Origin of the sequence: Pseudomonas sp. G5(2012) (assembly GCF_000408945.1) — a bacterium.
GTDB lineage: Bacteria > Pseudomonadota > Gammaproteobacteria > Pseudomonadales > Pseudomonadaceae > Aquipseudomonas > Aquipseudomonas umsongensis.
Genome location: NZ_APIO01000077.1, coordinates 1 through 19,232 on the forward strand (window position 1 = coordinate 1; position 19,232 = coordinate 19,232).

Below are 19,232 nucleotides of genomic sequence, written 5' to 3' on the forward strand. Positions count from 1 at the left end.
CCACGTTCTCGTGACAACGCTGTGGTCTTATCTACCATCATCCCGCAGATCGGATCTTTCGCCATTTTTCCTGATGCAACTGCCTGCTGATGTTGGCTGTGCTGCATGTGTGATTCGTTCATCGCGGCCTCCTACTCGAAGCGGCTATCAAGACCTGCCATGGAGCTTGGCGGACAACCACGCAAACAAGGTGCCGACCATCGCACCCCATACACTCAAGACCAGCAGCGGTCCGACGAAAGTCGCCACACTGTAGTCTTGCGGAGCTTGCAGACGACCGAAGTCGAGTCCATGGAACAAGGCGCTGAGAAAGGCGATTCCCTGCGCCGGCCATAGCGCATAGAGCAGCGCACAGATGGTGTAGGAAATGGCCATGGTCAGGGCCAGAGAAATGCCAGTTCTCCATGGAGCGTTCATGGCTGTTTTCCTGAGCTTGGAGGAGCGCCAGTAGGGGTGTTGGGGTTGTGGGGGGCTGACCAGGGCAGGAATGCCGGAGTTTGTTGACAGTAAGTGCGGTAGGTATCGCCGAAGTGCGCAAGCATCTCCTGTTCTTCTCGCTTCGCCAGCTTGGCGTAGACCACCAGGAGGATTGGAAACATCACCAGGGTGATCAACGTCGGCCACTGCAACAGAAAGCCGAACATGATCAACGTGAAGCCGACGTACTGCGGGTGACGGATCCGCGCATAAGGCCCGTCGAGCGCTAGTTGCCCAGTACTTTGGGCCTTGTAAAGCACACGCCAGGCGGCCGCTAATAACCAGAAGCCGCCAGCGATCAGCAGGTTGCTGATAATGTGGAATGGACCCCAGTGCGGATTGACCTTCCAGCCCATCACTGTTTCGAGCAAATGCCCAGCGTCGTGCGAGAGGAAGTCGATGCCAGGGAAGTTACGAGTGAGCCAGGGCATCAACAGGTAGATGGTGAGCGGGAAACCGTACATTTCGGTAAACAGAGCTACCAGGAACGCCGAGAACATGCCAAAGGAGCGCCAATCGTGGCTCGTCTTAGGCCGTGTGAAGCTGAAGGCGAACAAGATAAACACTAATGAGTTGATGATGACCAGGGACCAGAGACCGTAGGCCGATTCAGTATGGTTCATGGTTGGTGCTCCTCTCTTGCCGGGTGTGTTTGCTGTTCGTGCCTTTGCTGATGGTCGCCGTGTTCGTGGGGCATAAACAGGTGCACAAGTAGGCAGGTTGCTAATTGCAGGGGTGCGGTGTGCGTTAACCCAGCCAACACCAGTGCTTTGTAATTTGCATCAGCTCTACTGCACATTTACTTTTTCATTGGCATTTCCATCATGGACGACTGCTGTTCCATCATTTGCATCATCATGTCCATCATCCCTTTGCCTCCGCCCTCCTTAGCTCCCGACATGCCCATACAACCCATTGCGCTCTGCTCCTTGCTCATCATGGCCATGCTGTCCTTCATCGTTTTCATGCCTTCTTGCATGGCCGCCTGGCGCTCGGCGGGAGTTTTAGCCGCCGCTGCTTTGTCATGCGCAGCCTGCATTTTCTGCATTTGATCGGTCATGGCCTTAGTCATGGCCGCCGACGCGGGTGCTGTGCTCTCGGTTGAGTCGCCCGGTACGTCGGCCGGGTGGTGTGCATCCTCGGCTGAGGCTATGAACGCACTGCTAGCCAGGATGGCAGCTAGAACGAATTTGGAAGGCGTTTGCATGATGAACTCCAGGGAATGTGAGGGATAAACAGAAATAGTTGAGTCGCGAAAAAGCCGGGTGCAACAAGAGAGAGCGACCGGTGCCCGGACACTCTGAGGCAGGGGTTAATCGTTGGAACGAACGAAAATCAGGCGGACTGGGCCTCCCGGCGGTGCCGGGCGTTTCAGTGCAAGAGCGGCGAAGGAGAATTTCTCCTCGGGGTTAAGCACTATTATTACTGCCGCAGTTAGCAGCAAAAGGACGCCCCAATGGATGGGGTCTAATGCAGGAGTCTGCAAGGCAGGTTTTATCGCCTTGGCGGTGTCCTCACAGTTCTGAAGGCAACCACTGGCGTGGAGAGCATGACCATCCACCACATACTGCTCGGCATCGTGTGGTGCGGCTATATTGTGATCCGGTTGCACCAAACACCCCTGGATTGCCATGACTGCCACAGCTAACACCCATACCACGAGGGTAAGGTGCAATAGGCTTCGGCGGTGACGGCGGAACCAGTACATGAAGTACAACCTCGACTTATTACGTCGTGTTGATTTTCAGTCTAGCTAGCAAAGCAATGGCGAGATTGATCCAAATCAAACTAATTGATGATCGAGGTCAAGGCTCGCCTTGAATCGTCCCTGGTTATGGGTTGAGTTCGGCATTGGCATCGATACCCTACAGCTGCGACAAGTGCAGGTCGTCTAGTGTGAAATGATGTGCTTTACCTTGACATAAGCTTAAGGCTGACGATGGTGTCAAGGCTAGGAAATCTGGTCGCTTGTGAAGGCTCCCCAGCAGCGTCAGCACGGGATGAGAGCAATGCCCAGATGTATTGACCAGACGCTTACCTATCGCGGGCACGCGGTCTCGTCTTTAAGTCTCGCTACGCCCGGCAGTTCGAGGCCAAACACCGCGTCAAGCTGACTGAAATGTAATCGAACAGTTTGCATTCGTGTGGCATCGTGTTCTTGCACTGTGACGTTAGGGCCTAGTGAGTTTCTCGTGTTCAACCTGCCCTAGAACACGGAGGCTGCTAGCTAATCATCAGTGGTTTTAAAAAGAATCGAAAAGTAAAAACTAGATATTCCCTAACAAACCTCGAATCAACAGCTCTTGCTGTGAGGAGTCTTGCATGTCATTCCTTAAAACGACGACCGTAGCTGTTGCGCTTACCGCTGGTTTGCTTCTGAGTGCAGTTGCTCAAGCACATCCAAAGCTCCTTTCTTCCACTCCGGCAGAAGGCTCGGATGCGGCGGCCCCTGCGAAAATTGAGCTGCACTTTTCTGAGAATCTCACCACTCAGTTTTCCGGTGCAAAACTGATCATGACCGATATGCCTGGCATGCCGAACTCCCCAATGGGTGTTAAGGCCGCCGTCGCTGGTGGCGGAGATCCGAAAACGATGGTGATTACACCGGCAGCACCTCTGACCACCGGTACCTACAAAGTCGAATGGCGTGCTGTCTCCTCGGACACTCACCCGATCACCGGCAACTTCTCATTTAAAGTGAAATGATTCATGAGCGACTCAATAAATATTGTGGTTCGCTTTGCTCTCTATTTCGACCTGATGTTGTTATTCGGATTGGCAATTTTCGGCTTGTACAGCCTCAGGGGAAAGGAAAGAGTATCGGGCACGGTCTTGAATTTTGAGTCGCTTCTTTTCGTTACTTCTGTTGCAGGTGTAGTTCTATCCCTTGTCGCCATGTTGTTGCTTGCGAAAGCAATGAGCGGTGTGTCGGAGCTTATGGAGCTACATCGCCATATTTTTGAAATGGTCCTCATGGGGACTGACGTCGGGTTGACCTGGATGGTCCGAATAGCTGCCCTGGTGATGGCAATTATTGGCGTCGCATTGAACAAGCGATTTCCGACACCCAGTCTCTGGGTCGTCACCGTATGCGGAGCGATTGCGTTGGCGACGTTGGCGTGGACAGGGCACGGTGCCATGGATGAAGGCAGCCGACGCTACTGGCATTTCATCACCGATATATTCCATCTTTTAGCCGCAGGTGGCTGGTTGGGTGCTCTACTGGCATTCGCTCTACTGCTGCGGTTGAAATCGCTAAAGGGCGAACAAGAAGCTCGAATTCTTGCACGGGTGCTGACTGGTTTTGAGTCGGCCGGCGCTGTGATCGTAGTGATCATAAGCATCACAGGCGTAGTGAATTATCTGTTTGTCATCGGTCCAAATCTCGATGAAGTGATGCTCAGTACGTATGGCCAACTGCTGTTTTTGAAGATCCTGCTCTTTGCCGGGATGATCGTGTTAGCCACGCTGAACCGCTTTCACCTAAGTCCGGTATTGGAGCGGTCAGTTCGAAATGGAGAATACTCTGCCGCGGTCAATGCCTTGCGCCGCAGCATGACACTCGAGTTTGCAATGGCAGTCATCATAATTTGTCTTGTCGCCTGGTTAGGCACTTTAAGTCCGGAAATGGAAATGAGCGCCGAATAGAGGTTGGTGACAGCCGACTAAGGAGTCTAGAAGGTGAATTGTAAGGGCCATTTCCACCGGCTACACTCCAGCCCATGAAACGCTATCTGCGGTTTTGCATCATCTTCATGATCAGCTTGGCGCTTCCGCTCAGCGGGATGGCGGGTGTTCAGGCGCCAACAGAACCCTGCCCCATGAAGACGATGGACATGGCGATGATGGACGGCATGGCGCAAGACTGCTGCCAGGATATGAAAAGTCCCACCGAGCACGGCAAACCCTGCAAGCCAGGCCAGGAGTGCAAGACTGGTGGCATGCTGCAGGTCTCCATCATCAAGCCTCTTATTACCTTATCCAATCCCCTCGTACTGTCCTTCTCCATGGATTCCCTTCCAGTACAAACCTCGTCAGGGGTATGGCGACCGCCTCGCGTTTGATTCCTGTCCAACATTGAGCCTCATTCCGCGTTAGCGGGATGGCATATCTGCGTGCATATCTGATGAAGCGCGCAGTGGATCATCACAGGAATCGTGAACATGAACTCCAAGTGCTATCGCACAGGGTGGTCCCTCGTGGCCGGCCTGGCGGCAAGCGTACTGGCATTGCCGAGTCTCGCTGCCGCATTGACACTCGATGAAGCTTTGCAGCTGGCTGAAAACAATGCGCCGTCGCTGACTGCACAAGACGCGAAAATTCAGGCTGTCAGCAATGCGGCCATCCCCGCTGGTGAACTGCCCGATCCCAAGTTGCTGTTAGGCGTACAAAACTATCCCATTGGTGGACCGGATCGCTGGAGCATCGATCAGGACTTCATGACTATGCAAATGGTCGGAGTCAGTCAGGAGATGCCCAACAGCGCCAAGCGCAAAGCGCGCATCGAGGTCGCTGATGCGGCCATTGACCGCGCCGCCGCTGAGCGCCGGGTCGAACGTCTAAAGGTTCGTCAGGCCACGGCGTTGGCCTGGATCAACAGCTACTCCGTTGAGCGTAAAGACGCGCTGTTCCAGGGCTTCTACAAAGAAAACCGTCTGCTGGTCGATACCGTCCGTGCACAAATTGCCGGCGGTCGTGCTCAACCTGCTGATGCAGTAACGCCCAAACAGGAAGCGGCACAACTGGATGAGCAGCAAGATGATCTGATTCGCCAGAGAGCGCAGGCCCGAGCGGCCCTGAAGCGCTGGATTGGACCAGCAGCCAATGACAAACCTGTGGGCAGCTTGCCGGATTGGCCTGTCGAAGCCTCTGACTACTCTCATAAGCTGCAACATCACCCAGAATTGGCAGCGTTTGCGCCAATGACCCGCGAAGCGCAAGCCAAGGTCCGTGAAGCCGAGGCGGAAAAACAGCCGGATTGGAGCTGGGAATTGGATTACCAGCGCCGTGGCCGTGAGTTTGGCGACATGGTCAGCGTGCAATTTTCATGGGATCTACCGCTGTTTCCTGGCTCTCGGCAAAACCCCAAGATCGCGGCCAAGCACGCTGAACTCAATCAGCTTGAGGCTGAGCGCGAAGCCCTTGCACGCGAACATACCCAGCAACTGGAGAACGAACTGGCTGACTATGAGCGCCTGAATCGTGCCGTGCGCCGTACCCAGGAGACCCTGTTGCCGTTGGCCATGGAAAAGGTTGAGCTCAGCATGGCTAGCTATCGTGCGGGCAAGGGCGACTTGAGTTCGGTTGTTGCGGCCCGCCGGGAACTCATCGAAGCCCGCCTCAAACAGGTTGACGTTGAAGAACAGCGTGCTCTAACCAGCGCTCGCCTGTATTTCGCCTATGGGGAGTCCGCTCAATGATCTCTAGAATTTGGAAAGGGGCTTTAGTTGTCAGCATCTCGGTTGCCTTGGGCGTTGCCGGAGGTTACTGGTTTGCTCAACCGAGAATGAGTGGAGTACCGGATGTAGCCCCGGAGCAGAAGCCCGAGGCGTCAGTCGATCGCAAAGTTCTGTATTGGTACGACCCCATGTACCCACAACAGAAATTCGATAAGCCGGGTAAGTCACCCTTTATGGACATGCAGATGGTCCCTCAGTACGCCGATATCAAAGGGGAAAGCGCCGCCGTTCGCATTGATCCAAGCCTGACTCAGAATCTCGGTGTGCGACTGGCTACCGTCAGTCGAGGCGTGTTTGCTTCGAATCTGGACGTGGTCGGTGTGTTGACCCTCAACGAGCGGGACGTCGCCGTAATCCAAGCCCGTACGGCGGGTTTCGTCGAGCGCGTGTATGCCCGTGCCCCTGGCGACGTGATCAAAGCCAATGCCGCCTTGGCGGATATTCTTGTACCTGAGTGGGCTGCGGCTCAGGAGGAGTTTCTCGCACTCAAGCGCAGTGGTGATGCGGGCTTACTGGCAGCGGCTCGCCAGCGTTTGCGGCTCACCGGGATGTCGGCAGCCTCAATTGCTCAAGTAGAGCGCAGTGGCAAAATCCAACCAAACCTGACACTCACCAGCCCTATTAGTGGCGTGCTGCAAGAGCTAAATGTACGTGAGGGTATGACGGTGGCCGCAGGCGAGACACTGGCACGCGTTAATGGATTGAGTAGTGTCTGGCTGGCCCTGGCCGTTCCGGAGACTGAATCTGGTTCAATCCTCATGGGTCAATCGGCAGAGGCGCGTTTGCCCGCGTTCCCAGGAGTTGTGCTCAAGGGCGTCGTCAGCGCGATTCTTCCGGAAACCAATCCGGATAGCCGCACACTTCGCGTGCGCGTCGAGTTACCCAACCCAGAAGGCCGTCTCAGACCGGGTATGACCGCACGAGTGAGCCTCAATCGTTCAACGGAGGAAAGTGTGTTGTGGGTGCCGAGCGAGGCCGTCATTCGCACCGGCCGACGTGCCCTGGTGATGCTCGCTGAAGACGCTGGTCGCTATCGTCCCGTGGAGGTGCAAGCCGGGCAGGAAAGCGATGGCAAGACGGCGATATTGAAAGGTCTGGAAGAGGGCCAGAAGGTGGTTACCTCTGGCCAGTTCCTGCTCGACTCGGAGGCCAGTCTTAAGGGCATTGTTGCCCGCTCAGAGGAAGAGTCACCACCCAGGGCAGCAGCCTCCAGCTTTCATGAAGCGGATGGGCAGATCGTTGAGATCAACGATAAAGAAGTCACGCTTGCCCATGGTCCCTTCAAAACGCTGGGCATGCCGGGTATGACGATGACGTTCCCACTCGCTAGTCCGGCGCTGATGCAGGGCCTCAAAACGGGCGATAAAGTGCGGATTGCGGTGAGCCAGACCGATGATGGCTTGCGTGTTGAGCGTCTGGATAAATCGGGGAGCCAGCCATGATCGCTGCCCTGATTCGTTGGTCAGTAGCCAACCGATTCTTAGTGATACTGGCGACGCTGTTCGTCACTGCTTGGGGCATCTGGTCGGTGCAGAGCACGCCCATCGATGCGCTGCCGGATCTCTCGGATGTTCAGGTGATCATACGCACCCCGTATCCGGGACAAGCGCCGCAGATTGTCGAGAACCAGGTGACCTATCCGTTGGCCACCACCATGCTCTCAGTACCGGGCGCCAAGACGGTGCGTGGTTATTCCTTCTTCGGTGACAGCTTCGTTTACGTGCTGTTCGAAGACGGCACTGACTTGTATTGGGCCCGCTCGCGGGTGTTGGAATACCTGAGCCAAATACAAAGTCGATTGCCGGCCAGCGCCAAGCCGGCGTTGGGGCCGGATGCGACGGGAGTGGGCTGGATCTATCAGTACGCACTGGTGGATCGTAGTGGCGGACACGATCTGGCGCAGTTGCGCGCCTTGCAGGACTGGTTCCTCAAGTTCGAACTCAAGACCCTGCCCAACGTTGCGGAAGTGGCTACGGTGGGTGGCATGGTCAAGCAATACCAGGTGCAGCTTGATCCACTCAAACTGGCCAGTCTTGGAATCACTCAGGCCGAAGTGACTGAAGCTATTGGCAAGGCCAACCAGGAAACCGGTGGGGCTGTGCTGGAGATGGCAGAGACCGAGTTCATCGTGCGTGCTTCCGGCTACTTGAAGACGCTCAATGACTTTCGGGCGATCCCGCTCAAGCTGGGCTCGGGCGGCGTGCCGGTGACCCTTGGCGATGTCGCCGCAATCCAGTCGGGGCCGGAAATGCGGCGTGGCATTACCGAGCTCGACGGCGAAGGCGAGACCGTCGGCGGCGTGGTGATTCTGCGCAGCGGCAAGAACGCTCGCGAGACCATTGCGGCGGTCAAGTCCAAACTCGACGAACTGAAAAGCAGTTTGCCGGCCGGAGTGGAAATCGTCACCACCTACGACCGCAGCAAGCTGATCGACCGTGCTGTGGAAAACCTCAGCCTCAAGCTAATCGAAGAGTTCATTGTCGTCGCGTTGGTGTGTGGGATCTTTCTCTGGCACTTGCGCTCATCACTGGTGGCGATCATCTCCCTGCCGGTGGGGGTGCTGATTGCCTTTATCGTCATGCGTTACCAGGGAATCAACGCCAACATCATGTCCTTGGGCGGGATTGCCATCGCCATCGGCGCCATGGTCGATGCCGCCGTGGTGATGATCGAGAACGCCCACAAGAAGATTGAGGCATGGTACGTGGGCAATCCTGGGGAGGAGCTTAAGGGTGAGCGCCATTGGCACGTGATGACCGAAGCGGCGGCAGAGGTCGGTCCAGCACTGTTCTTCTGTTTGCTGATCATCACCCTGTCGTTCATTCCGGTGTTTACCCTGGAAGCGCAGGAGGGGCGGTTGTTCGGCCCATTGGCTTTCACCAAGACCTATGCCATGGCCGCAGCGGCGGGATTGTCGGTGACCTTGGTGCCAGTGCTGATGGGTTACTGGATTCGAGGACGAATCCCCAGTGAGCAACAGAACCCGTTGAACCGGTGGCTGATTCGAATCTATCAGCCAGCTCTGGACGCAGTTTTGCGTCGACCAAAGATCACTTTGCTGGTGGCGCTGTTGGTTTTTGTCAGTGCGCTATGGCCAATGTCGCGCTTGGGCGGCGAGTTTCTTCCCCCGTTGGACGAGGGCGATCTGCTCTATATGCCTTCAGCTCTGCCGGGATTATCGGCGCAAAAAGCGGCGCAACTGCTGCAACAGACCGACCGCCTGATCAAGACCGTGCCAGAGGTCGAACATGTCTTTGGTAAAGCCGGTCGTGCTGAAACTGCCACCGACCCGGCGCCACTGGAGATGTTCGAGACCACCATTCAGTTCAAGCCGCGTGAGCAATGGCGACCCGGCCTGACCCAGGAGAAGCTGGTGGAAGAACTGGATCGGGTGGTCCGCGTGCCGGGGTTGACCAATATCTGGATCCCGCCGATTCGCAACCGTATCGACATGCTGGCCACGGGGATCAAGAGTCCTATTGGGGTGAAAGTTGCCGGCACCAACCTGACGGAGATTGATGCCGCGACTCAGGCGGTCGAGCGCGTGGCCAAGAGCGTACCCGGTGTTAGTTCGGCGCTGGCCGAGCGACTGACCGGTGGCCGCTATATCGACGTGGATATCGACCGCAAAGCCGCCGCCCGCTACGGCCTGAATATCGCCGATGTGCAGTCCATTGTGGCCGGCGCTATCGGCGGTGAGAACGTCGGGGAGACCATTGAAGGGCTCGCACGTTTCCCGATCAACGTACGTTACCCTCGGGAGTGGCGTGACTCGCTCGGTGCCTTGGAGCAATTGCCGATCTATACCCCGCTCGGTAGCCAGATAACCCTCGGCACGGTGGCGAGGGTCAAAGTCACGGATGGTCCACCGATGCTCAAAAGCGAGAACGCTCGACCCTCTGGTTGGGTATACATCGACGTGCGTGGCCGGGACATTGCCTCGGTAGTCGCCGACCTGCGCCGGGTCGTCAGCGAGCAGGTCATGTTGCAGCCCGGCATGAGCCTGAGCTACTCAGGTCAGTTCGAATTTCTCGAACGGGCCAACGCACGACTCAAGCTGGTGGTGCCTGCCACGCTATTGATCATCTTCGTGCTGCTCTACCTGACTTTCGCCCGCTTCGATGAAGCCTTGTTGATCATGGCCACGCTGCCATTCGCGCTGACTGGCGGGGCATGGTTTCTTTATCTGCTGGGGTACAACTTGTCGGTGGCCACCGGAGTCGGCTTTATCGCCCTGGCCGGTGTATCGGCCGAGTTTGGCGTGATCATGCTGCTCTACCTGAAAAACGCCTGGGCCGAACGTGAAGACCTCGGCGACAACACTGAGCGCGGGTTGGCGGCGGCCATTCGTGAAGGTGCCGTGCAGCGTGTTCGACCCAAGGCCATGACCGTGGCCGTGATCATTGCCGGTCTGTTACCCATCCTGTTGGGCAGCGGCACCGGCAGCGAGGTCATGAGCCGCATCGCCGCGCCCATGGTGGGAGGCATGATCACCGCGCCCTTGCTGTCCCTGTTTGTAATTCCGGCAGCGTATCGCCTAATGCGTCGCCGACACCTTTCAGTCGAACCCATCAATCCTCAAGGAAAAGGCGTATGAAACTGACTCTGATTTCAGTTGCAAGCACCGTATTGGCGCTGCCACTTTTCGCCCACGCGGTGGATATGCCGGGCATGAAAATGGACGGAATGGATGTCATGCAGATGAAGCAGGTAACAACGCAGGCTCTAGTCGCCACCGCCGACGGAGCGATCAAGGCTATCGATACTACGAAGCATGCGGAGACCATCTCTTACGGAGCTGTTCCCGCTGTGCAATAACCACCGATGACTATGGCCTTTTCCGTGACGGAAGATCAGCTAAAAGGGCTTAAGGCTGGAGACTGTGTGTTGTTTTCGTTTCGGCTAGATCGGTTGAATCCACAGCCGATTGCTGCCTAATCATGAGGGGCTGCAACCGACTCAGCTGGCGGTGAGGACTGGCAATTTCCGGCCGATTCTATTGAAAAAGTCGGTTTTCTCCGAATACCGTAGGATGGGTCAGTAAACTCGACCCTTCAGCACGCTTCTACGTGAAATCTCAGTCTGAAAGGCTCTGCGGATATTTAAAATTTCAATCTCCGACGCATACTTTTCTGCCTGAAAAATCGCAGCCGACTTTTTCAACAGAATCGGCCAAGACGCGACATACAGGGTCAGTGTCAGCCGATAGTTGCTCTGCTGCCTCCCTAATTACGAAAGAAATTTTCGGGCCAATACGCCCTTGGGAGGTGCTGACGAATAAGGGCGGCCTCTGCCCGGTATCCCCTCGCGTCAAGCTCCCGCAGAAAGTGGGGCCAGGGAGGAATATTGCTCATGTAAGGTTTGGCATCAACGCCACCATACATGCCCCCACCTAACCCGCTGTAAAGCCCGCCGCCAATACCTGTATAGAGCCCACCACCAACTCCTGTATACAAGCCGCCACCGACGCCTTGGTACAGGCCGCCACCTACACCTGCATACAGCCCTCCGCCGACACCTTGATACATTCCTCCACCGACGCCTGCATATAATCCTCCGCCAACTCCGGCGTAAGCACCTCCACCTACGCCGGCGTATAGGCCGCCACCGACTCCCCGATACGCCCCCCCGCCAACCCCGGAATAGAGATTTCGTAACCACATGATCTGCGCTCCTTTGCTAGGTTGAGCATCGATTGTAGTTCTGGTTTCTTCTCCGCTACCGAAATTTAGGCCCCTGTACGAGCGAGTTACGAAGAGGCGTATCCCACCAGGAGCAAACTGCCGTAACAGTCCGCTTTTGGCCGACTGCTGCCGGTCTAGGACACGCCGTGTGCTGGTCAAATACGATGCAACCGCCTGGTCAGGTCGAATGCAAATGACTGGTCAGAGGCAATGCAAACGGGTGGTCAAGTGGAATGCGATTCTCCACATGCAGGCAGGGGGAATCAAGCTGGCAGGAGTGCGGAGCAGCTTAATCGGAGTTGGGAAGCTCGGCGTGCTCAATGAACCTATCGAGCACCGCTCGTTCGTCATACGATGTGGGGGTTCCGCCGTGGGACGCTTTGCCACGGAGATCGACTTCCCAGCTGGCGTACCAGGCGTCTTCTCGTCCCACATATACAGCTTCGCGTCCATCAGGAAACTGGTCTGCTGTTAGGTCAACAATCAGCGAATTCACAGCGAGCCACATGTGCGACTTGCCGTCACGCATAGCGCTAATGGTTTCGGCTTCAGGGCCGCCCGGTATGCTGTTGAGATAGTCGCCAAGCAGTTCGGAAGTCACTGCGCAGCAGGCATTCGGAAAATCTGCCATGTGCTGCGGGAGAATGCCCAGGACTTTCTGTTCTTCGATCGATGCACGAAAGTCATGCGCGATCTTGTGTAACTCAATCAGCATACTGCGAACCATCATCATGAGTGAGTCGAGGTCGCCGCTTCTGGGGCGCCCACAAAAAAGCCCCGGCGGTAATCCGAGGCCTTTTAACTTCCTAAGCCGTAACGCTCTGAAAGGATCAGCTGGGGCGAAACCACGAACCGACCGTTACGAGCCGCAACATGGAATCCCCCGCGTATCGGAGAGTAAATTACCTCACCCACAAACCGGTTTCAAGTGCAAGCAATCCATCGGGCAAGGCAAGCTAAACTGAATGATCACGTAGACCAACTGGCTCGATATCGCTGTGGCTTCCCGGCTGAATTGGCAGCAGCATTGCAGTAGGTGGGTGGCTGAGCTGTCATATGCCTGCTTCAAAGCGTCAAGCGCGATGTGTTCGCATTGCCACCAGTCCTATCGGGAGAGAGAATTTGACTGGGAAAGGCTAGCGCCAAGATCTAGCTGTTCGGCTTCTAGCGACACCTGCTTGAGCAATTCCGCTACTGATCGGTTTTCCTTTAGGGCATAGCTCCCTATTAGAAGTGTGACAGGGTGCACGTCCAGCACCGACGATATGGAGTCAAGCTTCTCAATGGTCGGTACATATCTTCCCCTTTCCAGCGTACTGATGTAGGTACGGCTGCTCACCGTTGCGAAATCTTCCTGAGTAAGCTTTCGCTTGACTCTCACCCAATGCAGTACCCGACCGAAGGCGCTTTTCAGTTCCACTTTGCATATTCCGCAAAAGGAAAAGATGAGGCACCCGTGAACAGTATATGACTACAATGTATGCTGTTCATTTGAGAGGAGGTCGGGATATTTATCACCAACCGATGGGCAGAAGTGGATCGTTCCTTCGCCTGGCTGGCTGAGGATCAGCAGGCTTGGTATTTCGTAGAACAACGGCTTTCATCGCCATGGCTTCACATCACGGTTACAAGAGCGCGAGGAGAGGACACTTGTATCGAGGTCTTTTTTCTGGAGGATATGTGGGGGCTCGAGCATTTCACACGGATGGCCCGAGGCGGCGCAGCTGTTCTGTCCCTGCAGATTGTCACCCCTGGGTGGATGAACGGTAGCGATGGGTGGTCAATGGAGCATCTGGAGGCTATTCATGAAAGCGAGGATGGCTTATACAGGTGTTACACCGTTCAGAGCGGTCGGCGGTATTGCCAGCCTAATAGCACCGATTGCCTGCGCTGTTGTTTTTTCAAAGAGCTTTACCGACGGATATAGTGGCTTGTCAGGTCGTTGCATCGTTGAAATACCGCCTTGGGTCAATGGCATCCTCTGTCATCAGTTGAGCAGCTTTGATGATAATCTGAATCAACCGGTTGTTCTCCGCTCGCGCGTTTTCCAACTGCGTTTCGAGGGAAAAAATTCTGGCATTGCTATTTTTACGCCCGGCCTTTTTGACATCCTTAAGATAGGTCTGGGTGTCCGCATATAATGACCGGATCTCCTCATCTCGCCATAGCGTTTGCCTACTTACAGCGACCTGCTGGGCAAGACCATTTTGTGTGAGCAGTCCCTGAATCCGTCCTTCTTTATAGTCGGTGAGAATGGATTTCACTTGCTCCTTCCATTTTTTGTCTTGCTTCATAAGGAGGCCTTCTCAGATTCTGAGTAAACGTCTAAGGCAGCCTTGCAGCTCGTAACCATATCTGACACAAACAACACGTGCTGATCAAATACTTGGGTATTATCGAGTTCAGCCTTAATGCTTGCGGTTATATCAGTTTGGTTGTCAAAAATAACCTTCAAAATTTTCTCATATTCACTGAGCAAGGTCTCGATAGCGGCTTTTGCCTCCAGATCACCAGGGTTCAGATGAAATGATTTACACCCGGCCTCCGTGCCGAAACCTCTGATACACATGAGGCCCCTATCACACGGGCTTATGTAGAGTTCACGCGAGCATCCGCCCCAGGGCGTTAGATTTATAATGCTAAGCTTCTCGATGATCATTTCTTGGATTAGGTCGTCAGCGATGGACTCCTCCCGCCATCGGATGACCAGCTTGCCCAAAAAGTCTTGGGGAGGATCATCAGTCAAGTATAACGACCTCACATATTCTGCCCGTTCTTTAGCGGTACGATAGTCATATTGACGACTCTGGCGTGGGGTGCGACCCATCCATAGGTCCACAGCCGTTTCAGAGGGGCCGGCGCGAAGAATTGCGGTGGTAACCCAGCGACGGATTTGGTGAGGCGTGATTGAAAATAGCTCTCCTTCTCGCCCTCTCAGGTCAAGGCGTTGAAAAATTGTGCTCTTTGAAGAGTTTGTAGAGAGATAGTTGTAGAGGTCGGCTCTGAAAAGGGGGCGAGGGATGATGCCTAGCTCAGATACCGAGTTAAATTGGTTTTCCCAAATAACAATCAGGTTGTCACTCAGTTTGTTAGGGTAACCTTTGGCGGTGTGCTTCGCATGGTAATGTGCTTCTTCGCCATCATTGGGCATTGCAAATTGTTCGTCGAAATGGCGCTGCAGATGAAACCTGTACTTTTTTTCTAAAGCGCGTTTAAACAGTCTGATATCTATGACCAGGGATGGAACTCCGGCTCCGGTTCCTCTTCTAGATAACATGATTTCTCTGATGGTAGTCCACTCCTTCTTTATCTCAAGGAGATGCAGGTAGGAGGGTCTGTAGCCAGGTTTGAAAAGTCCACTTTTGACCATTCCTTTAAGAAAAGTGCGCAGTGACTCAATAAACCATCTGCATTTGTTTACTGACGACTTCGAGGAGTTGGTGTGTTTTCCTATATCAAGCACAGATACACTGTAACAGTTGTTTTTGTACTTATTCAGGTAGTTTGACCAGTCCCAGTTTAGCATTCGTTCGTCTATCCAAACCGCAAACCGTGCGGCCGTTATTCTGGGAAGCTCAATATCGCAGCTGTCAAATCGCCCCCCGCGGTACAGCTCTTTACTGGATATCGAAAAACACCCAGTTATTTCCTCCACAAAATAATGGTGCTCTATGGGTAGGTCCAACGATGAGAGCTGATCCACAGCGCCGGGTTCTAGAGGATAGTTGACTCGGTGGGCTGCGAGTGTTTTCTCTACGAAGCAAAAACCATTTTCTTCGATATCAAGAGCGCGTTCTCTGGCGCCCTGGCAGCATGCCAGCAGATACTCATAAGCCTCGGTGAGGGGGGCGCTCCATAAGTCTGCGACTGGCACGGCGCTGGGTATGAGGTTTTTTTCAACAGGCACCCGCACAAAAGTTGTATGAGTATCGCGGTCTTGAAAAAGGCAATTCGCCGGCAAATTTGTTATCTCACCAACCCTCAAACCAAGCGCCATGCCGAAGCAAATCGCCTCTAGGCGAATTCTGTCAAAGCCATAGATTGGCTCAAGACTTGGATGACTTTTGATAAGCCATCTGGCTTGCGCGATGCCCTGGTGTAAATCAGGAGAGAATAGGCTTTCTTCTCGATTTTTGAACTCTTCCGAAGTGAGCTCTAGTGTGCTGTGAGTCGGGTTAGGAACCCCGGTAGTCCACTTGATAAACCTGTCAATGAATCGAAGGGGTACTCCATCGATTGGGGTGCTGAGCTGGTTGAGGAAATCTAGAAACGCCTTTAGTGCATTCGCTCTATGATAAACCGTAGACTCTGCATGATCTTTCCTTATAGCGGCTACGGTGCTGTCGAAGACTTTACGCGTTATGTCGCTCCATTCAACGTTCTGGCTATCCATTACCGCAGAGATGTGTCTGATCGACGCCATGCGCCCGATGACAAGCGTCGCCGACGGCTGTCGAAGTATTTCTTTAACTATAAAGCAGCGAGCAAGCTTCCCAGTCACCTCCGGAAGAGCAGGCTGATTTTTATTCTGTTTTTGCAAAGAGTCGAGTGACGTGAATGGGATATTGCTCGATCTGTATTGCCATACCTTACCCTCGAAGTCTCCAGCCACTAACCCGCTTACTTTAAGATCATTGAACTGTTGTTCTGCAAGCTTGTACCGCTCTTCGAGAACCTCCATAGATATACTCAATCATCTAGCTCCTTCACGGCGATTATCACGGACTTGGCGCCGTGAATTGCTGCTTCGACCTGCTGGGCCATAGCGCCCGTAGATGTACTCCCCAACATCTGCTGAAATTTAGTGATATCAGCTAGAGCTGCTTCATGATCAGCGTGACGACTGGGCCTGAATTTGGGACATGCATAGCATGTCACCGTGGGATGGTAAGGACATGGCTCGGAGGAGCTGCACAACCCTAAGTTGCTAATTGCTGTTAGTGAAGATCTGTCAGCAGTTACTTCCATGAATTTTCCGCACCACATTTGCACCGCAGCGTTGATTTCTGGGCTCACCATGTGAGTTGTATTTATAAACTCTTGTAGTTCAAGGTTGTAGCGAAAATAATGCTTAATGGAATTAAGGTTTACATGGTCTAACGCTTCTGCGACCTCTTCCGGAGATGCTCCGGAGAGAACCATGGAAGTTGCTTTGGTTCGGCGCAGTCTGTAAGCCGAAATTCGCATAAAGGGAGCTGTTTCTTGACGGCTTCTGTGCGGATCAAGCAGCTTGAGCGTCCAGGTGAGCGATGTTAACTCATAGCTCAAGCGGTGATTGTCAAGGTGCAAAGTGAATGGCGTCAATTTGGGGTTGGTTAGGAACCGCAGCAGTCGAATCTCAGATTTATAGGCCGCAGGAAACAACGGAGTAGGCAGTTTGGGAACGCTTATACCATGCTTGGCGCATAACGCATGAATTGTCCCGGATGCGGCATTGCATTGGTGCTCAGCTGAGGCGCACTGTTGCTTTACAGCTTCTGCCGTATCGTTAGAAATGTAACGTTTTACCAAGTTACTCGGATGCCTCCTGAGCCTTGAGCGTCGAATCCCTTTCACGCTTGGCACCCTGACAAAGGGGCCGCTTTCATCTACGCCAAAGTCTGTAATCTGCATTAAAGCTAGTTGTATGGGGCGAATACCCCAGTCGCGAGTAAGGAGAAAAAGCGTGCGCTGTGCATGAGTTACGAACTCACAGGTGGAGAGGTGCATCTCGATGTGCGTGAGTTGTACCCGAGTGAAGGGGCCGAAGTCATCGTCTCGCATCGTGACCAAGTGCCTGTTATCAAATGCCGTTACTGTCAGCTGCGATAGTTCAAGGCTGTCGTGCTCATTGAACCCTGAGACTTCTTCGTCCAAGCACCATCGATAGAAAACTCGAAGCGCAACCACCTCATCATTGCAGCTTAACGTTTTTAACCGAGTGCATTCGCGTACAGCAAATGACGACAATCTATTTCCAATAGTCTCTGCGTCATCTCCCGTAAATTCATGAGCGGCTAGAAGCCGCTGGACGACAATCAGTGGTCTAAGGTCAATGTGAGTTTGAATGCGATCTATGAACCATCCTCTGAGAAGCCACTCAACTAACAAGTTAGCGTGTAGAGGGCGGCCCCACGCAATATTCGTCGGGGCGCACCCGATTTTTTCTATCGTTAGCTTTTCAAGCCACGCGGTATCGTTACGAACAGTGATGGTTTGACCAAATGTAGATTGAACCATGAAAGGGAAGGTATCAGTTTCGATGCCGAAGCGACATTCGATTTCACTGATCAACTCAGTCGGCGAATAGCTAGTCATCCGCCTTCTCTCGCAAGTTTGAGCTTTCGGATTTTCTGATAATTTCTCCGAGGCGGTCCGATATGGCTTGCCGAGAATACTGCTGAACGCTTTCGCTGTTTGGACTCCAGCCCCCTAGGGAAGGTCTGAAGTACCCACCGATTTTTGAGGCCCTCGCTGCTTGAGGTTCAAAAAATCCAAGTCGGCCGAAAAACAGACCCTTCTTGTCTTTAATTCACGGCTCTTTCCTCTGATCGTGCTGTTTCAGGGCGATCAGCCCGCATTACAGACGCACCTCTCCCGCATTCAACAACCGTTTTCGCACCATCCACAGGTTCGACAATGCGAACAAGGTTGTCTGTTGGGCGATGTTTTTCGACAAGCCACGAAAGCGTACTTTCGTGTAGCCAAACTGGCGCTTGATCACGCGAAAGGGATGTTCAACCTTGGCCCGCACCTGCGCTTTGGCGTATTCGATCTTGCGTCGCATACGCCCGATCAAACTCTTTTTTCCGTGCTTTCTATAGCTGCTGGGACGCGCGGCAATCGACCAAATCATCGTACGGTTCTGATGCTCAGCACGCTTCTCCACACCGGTATAACCCGCATCGCCGCACACGTAAGTTTCCTCACCATGCAACAACTGATCGACCTGAGTCACGTCCGCCACATTCGCCGCCGTGCCCACCAGGCTGTGCACCAAGCCGGATTCGGCATCGACGCCGATGTGCGCTTTCATACCAAAAAAGTACTGATTTCCTTTTTTCGTCTGATGCATTTCCGGGTCGCGCTTGCCGTCCTTGTTCTTGGTCGAACTCGGGGCATGAATGATCGTCGCATCGACCACCGTGCCTTGGCGCAGCATCAAGCCACGGTCACCCAGATAACCGTTGATGACCCGCAAGATCCCGCCCGCCAACTCATGTTTTTCCAGCAGGCGCCGGAAGTTGAGGATCGTGGTTTCATCGGGAATTCGATCCAGATGCAGCCCCGCGAACTGGCGCAGAATCGTCGTTTCATAGAGTGATTCTTCCATCGCCGGATCGCTGTAGCCGAACCAGTTCTGCATCAGATGAACCCGCAACATGGCCAGCAACGGATACGCCGGACGACCGCCTTCACCTTTCGGATAATGCGGCTCGATCAAGGCAATCAAGCCCTTCCAGGGCACGACCTGATCCATCTCGATCAGGAAGCGCTCACGGCGGGTCTGCTTACGTTTGCCGGCGTACTCAGCATCGGCGAAGGACATCTGTTTCATCGGGACTCAACCGTTCGATTCCTGTGAGGCGGGTATTTCACCAAATCTGGAAGCCTTTTTCAGAGTTTCCCTAGA

Annotated in this window: 16 protein-coding genes and 1 pseudogene; 7 read left to right on the forward strand and 10 right to left on the reverse strand. The window is 54.1% G+C overall.

Going from position 1 to position 19,232, the window contains the following annotated elements; genetic code table 11:
• Nucleotides 1-147 precede the first annotated feature (147 nt).
• The 4 genes from PG5_RS22415 to PG5_RS22425 are packed head-to-tail and all read right to left on the reverse strand — an operon-like array spanning nucleotide 148 to nucleotide 1,684.
• Entirely contained in the window at nucleotides 148-417 is a 270-nt protein-coding gene (locus tag PG5_RS22415; protein ID WP_020799416.1) for a DUF5676 family membrane protein, read from the reverse strand.
• Complete coding sequence (locus PG5_RS22420; RefSeq protein WP_020799417.1) at nucleotides 414-1,100, reverse strand: isoprenylcysteine carboxylmethyltransferase family protein; 687 nt, start codon at nucleotides 1,098-1,100, stop codon at nucleotides 414-416. The genes PG5_RS22415 and PG5_RS22420 overlap by 4 nt, the downstream gene beginning before the upstream one ends.
• Entirely contained in the window at nucleotides 1,097-1,276 is a 180-nt protein-coding gene (locus PG5_RS35415) for a DUF2933 domain-containing protein (RefSeq protein ID WP_081648188.1), read from the reverse strand. The genes PG5_RS22420 and PG5_RS35415 overlap by 4 nt, the downstream gene beginning before the upstream one ends.
• The gene (locus tag PG5_RS22425) at nucleotides 1,277-1,684 is read right to left on the reverse strand and encodes a hypothetical protein (protein WP_042955653.1); all 408 of its coding nucleotides are present in this window, start codon (nucleotides 1,682-1,684) and stop codon (nucleotides 1,277-1,279) included.
• Between the two features lie 1,115 nt (nucleotides 1,685-2,799).
• Here PG5_RS22425 and copC point away from each other — a divergent pair.
• The 7 genes and pseudogenes from copC to PG5_RS22465 all read left to right on the forward strand — a co-directional run bounded on the left by copC (nucleotide 2,800) and on the right by PG5_RS22465 (nucleotide 10,874).
• Complete coding sequence (gene copC / locus PG5_RS22435) at nucleotides 2,800-3,183, forward strand: copper homeostasis periplasmic binding protein CopC (protein WP_020799420.1); 384 nt, start codon at nucleotides 2,800-2,802, stop codon at nucleotides 3,181-3,183.
• Nucleotides 3,184-3,186: 3 nt separating this feature from the next.
• On the forward strand, nucleotides 3,187-4,125 hold the full coding sequence (copD, locus tag PG5_RS22440) for a copper homeostasis membrane protein CopD (protein ID WP_020799421.1): 939 nt from the start codon (nucleotides 3,187-3,189) through the stop codon (nucleotides 4,123-4,125).
• Nucleotides 4,126-4,199: 74 nt separating this feature from the next.
• Entirely contained in the window at nucleotides 4,200-4,541 is a 342-nt protein-coding gene (locus tag PG5_RS22445) for a hypothetical protein (protein WP_042955656.1), read from the forward strand.
• Nucleotides 4,542-4,640: 99 nt separating this feature from the next.
• The gene (locus PG5_RS22450; protein WP_042955657.1) at nucleotides 4,641-5,897 is read left to right on the forward strand and encodes a TolC family protein; all 1,257 of its coding nucleotides are present in this window, start codon (nucleotides 4,641-4,643) and stop codon (nucleotides 5,895-5,897) included.
• A complete protein-coding gene (locus tag PG5_RS22455) occupies nucleotides 5,894-7,378 on the forward strand; it encodes an efflux RND transporter periplasmic adaptor subunit (RefSeq protein WP_020799424.1) in 1,485 nt (494 codons plus the stop codon). Before PG5_RS22450 ends, PG5_RS22455 begins: the two co-directional genes overlap by 4 nt.
• Entirely contained in the window at nucleotides 7,375-10,533 is a 3,159-nt protein-coding gene (locus PG5_RS22460) for an efflux RND transporter permease subunit (RefSeq protein WP_020799425.1), read from the forward strand. Before PG5_RS22455 ends, PG5_RS22460 begins: the two co-directional genes overlap by 4 nt.
• Nucleotides 10,530-10,874 (forward strand): annotated as a pseudogene (locus PG5_RS22465) (copper-binding protein). The gene PG5_RS22460 and the pseudogene PG5_RS22465 overlap by 4 nt, the downstream one beginning before the upstream one ends.
• Before the next feature lie 1,035 nt (nucleotides 10,875-11,909).
• Here the strand turns inward: PG5_RS22465 and PG5_RS22475 are convergent.
• The 6 genes from PG5_RS22475 to PG5_RS22505 form a co-directional block, all read right to left on the reverse strand.
• On the reverse strand, nucleotides 11,910-12,353 hold the full coding sequence (locus tag PG5_RS22475) for a hypothetical protein (protein ID WP_155943742.1): 444 nt from the start codon (nucleotides 12,351-12,353) through the stop codon (nucleotides 11,910-11,912).
• Between the two features lie 372 nt (nucleotides 12,354-12,725).
• On the reverse strand, nucleotides 12,726-13,040 hold the full coding sequence (locus PG5_RS22480; RefSeq protein ID WP_042955658.1) for a helix-turn-helix domain-containing protein: 315 nt from the start codon (nucleotides 13,038-13,040) through the stop codon (nucleotides 12,726-12,728).
• 514 nt (nucleotides 13,041-13,554) lie between these two features.
• Entirely contained in the window at nucleotides 13,555-13,914 is a 360-nt protein-coding gene (locus tag PG5_RS22490) for a hypothetical protein (RefSeq protein WP_020799429.1), read from the reverse strand.
• Entirely contained in the window at nucleotides 13,911-16,313 is a 2,403-nt protein-coding gene (locus tag PG5_RS22495) for a hypothetical protein (RefSeq protein WP_020799430.1), read from the reverse strand. The genes PG5_RS22490 and PG5_RS22495 overlap by 4 nt, the downstream gene beginning before the upstream one ends.
• On the reverse strand, nucleotides 16,310-17,917 hold the full coding sequence (locus PG5_RS22500) for a site-specific integrase (RefSeq protein WP_020799431.1): 1,608 nt from the start codon (nucleotides 17,915-17,917) through the stop codon (nucleotides 16,310-16,312). Before PG5_RS22500 ends, PG5_RS22495 begins: the two co-directional genes overlap by 4 nt.
• A gap of 262 nt (nucleotides 17,918-18,179) precedes the next feature.
• Nucleotides 18,180-19,157: an IS5 family transposase gene (locus PG5_RS22505; protein WP_020799432.1), complete on the reverse strand. Its 978-nt coding sequence runs from the start codon at nucleotides 19,155-19,157 to the stop codon at nucleotides 18,180-18,182.
• Nucleotides 19,158-19,232: the final 75 nt, after the last annotated feature.